We start from the raw sequence: 2,363 nt of genomic DNA on the forward strand, positions 1-2,363 counted from the left end.
TACATAACGTAATTCAGCCTTTTTTAATATATCTTGATTTAGCAGATTCAAAATCTATTCAACTTTACAAAATCAACACACTCTTATTTTATGTAAAGCCACTTTAGTAGCTTAATAAGAAGTTTGCTTTGTTTTAGCAGCATAACAATACGAGGATTAAACGAGCCCGATACTAACGTGTTTTTAGCATGGCTAAACGTTAAAAACCCTTCTATGCCATGATAATGCCCCATTCCTGAATGCCCTACACCACCAAAAGGGGCATCGTCAGCAGTTACTTGCACTAACGTGTCGTTTATTGCCACAGTGCCACTGATTGTTTGCTTCATAATGTATTCTTGAGCGTGCTTATCTTGCCCTAAAATATAAAGCGCTAACGGATGGTGATGGGCTTTAATATAGTCAATTGCGCTGTCGAGCGTGTCATAACTCATTATTGGTAGTATTGGGCCAAATAACTCATCTTGCATAAGCTGCATTTCGTCAGTAACTTGAGTCACTAAGTGCAGCCCCATACGATGTTTTTGCTCATCTTGCTGGTTTTGCTCAAGTGGCTTAATAATGTTTGCGCCAAGCTCTTGGGATTGCTCTAAATAGGTTGCTAAACGTTTATAGTGTGCATCGCTAATAATAGAAGTTAAGTTTTTACCTTCAACACCGTCTTTAAAGTGCTTTTTATAAAGCTCGCATAATTGCTGAACCAACTGATGCTCAAGCTCTTTGGGCACAAATACGTAGTCGGGAGCAACGCATATTTGCCCTGCGTTGGCCATTTTTCCAAACAGTAAGGCTTGTGCCGCTTTTTTAATATCGGCATTTTGAGTAATAATAACTGGCGATTTACCACCAAGTTCAAGCGTTACGGGTGTTAAATTACGACTCGCTGAAGCCATTACTAATTTACCAACGGCCGATGACCCCGTAAATAATAAATGAGCAAATGGCAGTGATGAAAACTGCGCGGCTACGTCGCTACCGCCTTGTATTATTTTGCAATGCGCTTGCATGTCGTCTTTAAATATTTTTTCGATAACGACGTTTGTGTGAGGTGTAAACTCGCTTAATTTGAGCATCACTCTATTACCAGCAGCTATGGCGGTAAGCACAGGTACTAACGCTAACTGAATGGGGTAATTCCACGGTGCAATAATACCAACCACACCTTTAGGTTGGTAATTAACACTTACTTTTGAAGGCCACAAACTTAAACCTACAGAGCGATTACTTGGCTTTGCCCATTTTGGTAGCTTTTTGATAATGTGCGCGAGTGTTTGAACCGTAGGCAATATATCGCCAAGTAGAGTATCGAAAGCGGTTCTGTAACCAAAGTCTTTTGAAGCAGCATCCACTAGCTCTTGCTCAAGTTCAACAATACGTACACGGAGTTTTTTTAATAAAACGAGACGTTTATCAATTGGCAAGTAAGGTGTTTCGAGAAAGCTTTTTTGCAATTCATCAAATTGGGGAATTAAAGGCATTGCCTGTGATGTGTCGGTGCTCAAAATAGATTACTCAATTTTTAAAGTTACCGCAGACTATAACCTTGTTCTGTTTTTCGAGCAATAACACTAATTATCTAAAAAAGAGCTTCTTGAGCAATATAAATAAGTATAAAGAGTGGCTTTGTTTAAAACTGTAAATATAAACAAAGCTACTGGTTGGAACTAATTTAGTATAGCTTTAAAAGCCAAATACTTGCGCTGCGATAGTCATTGTCACTAGCGTAATTAATACAATGGCGACAATATTTAGCACAAAGCCGGCTCTTATCATGTCGCGCATTTGAATTTGCCCTGAGCCAAACACAATAGCGTTTGGTGGTGTCGCTACCGGCATCATAAACGCACAACTACACGCTATAGCTGCAGGAATAACCCAAACCAAAGGCGAACCTGTTATAGACTCTGCAACGGGTCCTAACAAAGGAAGAAAGCCAGCTGCAGTCGCTGTATTGCTAGTGATCTCAGTTAAAAATGTAATTAAAGCAACCACAACAAGTACGCTCATAACAAGAGGAATCGCACTTGCGCCTTCAATCATGTGAGCAATAAACTCGGCAAGACCTGACGATTTAATTTGAGATGCAAGCGTAAGTCCGCCCCCAAACAATAGCAATACGCCCCAAGGCACTTGTGAGGCGTTTTGCCAATCAAGAATACGCTCATCACTGCCTTTATTAGCAGGCATTACAAACAGCAGTAATGCAGCAGCAATTGCAATTGTAGTATCTGAAATTTTAAGACCTGTTATATCACCCAATAAAGGTCTAAATATCCAGCAAAGTGCAGCAAGCACAAATACAAACAATACGCCTTTTTCTGCGCGTTGCATTATTCCAAGCTTTTTTAACTGTTCAGAAAATA

Annotated in this window: 2 protein-coding genes; both read right to left on the reverse strand. The window is 39.9% G+C overall.

Annotated features, from left to right (window positions below; genetic code table 11):
* Positions 1–83: 83 nt before the first annotated feature.
* Positions 84–1,502 carry a coniferyl aldehyde dehydrogenase gene (locus tag P20429_RS16690; RefSeq protein WP_007580623.1) on the reverse strand — a complete coding sequence of 473 codons (1,419 nt, stop codon included), beginning with the start codon at positions 1,500–1,502 and terminating at the stop codon, positions 84–86.
* 178 nt (positions 1,503–1,680) lie between these two features.
* Positions 1,681–2,363: SLC13 family permease (locus P20429_RS19140; RefSeq protein WP_033026285.1), on the reverse strand; the 683-nt coding region annotated here is incomplete at its 5' end.

Origin of the sequence: Pseudoalteromonas sp. BSi20429 (genome assembly GCF_000238895.1) — a bacterium.
GTDB lineage: Bacteria > Pseudomonadota > Gammaproteobacteria > Enterobacterales > Alteromonadaceae > Pseudoalteromonas > Pseudoalteromonas arctica.